Raw genomic sequence first — 651 nt, forward strand, 5'->3', positions numbered from 1 at the left:
ACGATCTGGTAGCCGCGGCGGCCGAGATACCAGACCGGCGCGCTCCAGACATGGACCATCCGGGTGAAGGGCGAGACCAGGAAGATGGTGAAGCCGAGCAGGATGTGCAGGCGGTAGACCAGCGGCGTGCCGACCAGCAGTTGCGCGACGTCGGGCTGGAAGGTGACGACGCCCTTGACGTAGCCGACCAGCTGCTCGAACAGCCCGCCGCTCATGTGCAGGGCGGAGACCGGCACGGTGAGCAGGCCGAGGGCGAGCTGGCACCAGAGCATCAGCACGATCGCGATGTCGCGCTTGCGGCTGGTGGCGCGGATGCGCGTGTCGGTCAGGCGGCGGTGGATGAGGATGGACAGGCCGATGATGGCGATGATTCCGGCCAGCCCGCCGACCGCCATCGCCAGCAATTCGTGCTGCGCCGGGCTGATCAGCCAGGAGACCGCCCAGTCCGGCATCAGGAAGCCGACGAAATGGCCGCCGACCACGGTGAGCACGCCGTAATGGAAGAGGTTGGAGCCGAGGCGCAGGCGCTTGCGGCGCAGCAGCTGCGAGGAGTCGCTCTTCCAGGTGTAGGCGCCGTGATCGAAGCGGATCAGGCTGCCGACCAGCAGCACGGCGAGGCAGACATAGGGGTAGACGCCGAACAGGGCGGTG

The 651-nt window shown here is 67.7% G+C and carries 1 protein-coding gene; it reads right to left on the minus strand.

Annotated features, from left to right (window positions below; all coding sequences use genetic code 11):
- Window positions 1-651 (minus strand): respiratory nitrate reductase subunit gamma (gene narI, locus APM_RS12975; protein WP_039888654.1); only part of this gene is annotated, 651 nt, incomplete at both ends.

Origin of the sequence: Acidiphilium sp. PM (assembly GCF_000219295.1) — a bacterium.
GTDB classification, from domain to species: Bacteria; Pseudomonadota; Alphaproteobacteria; order Acetobacterales; family Acetobacteraceae; genus Acidiphilium; species Acidiphilium multivorum.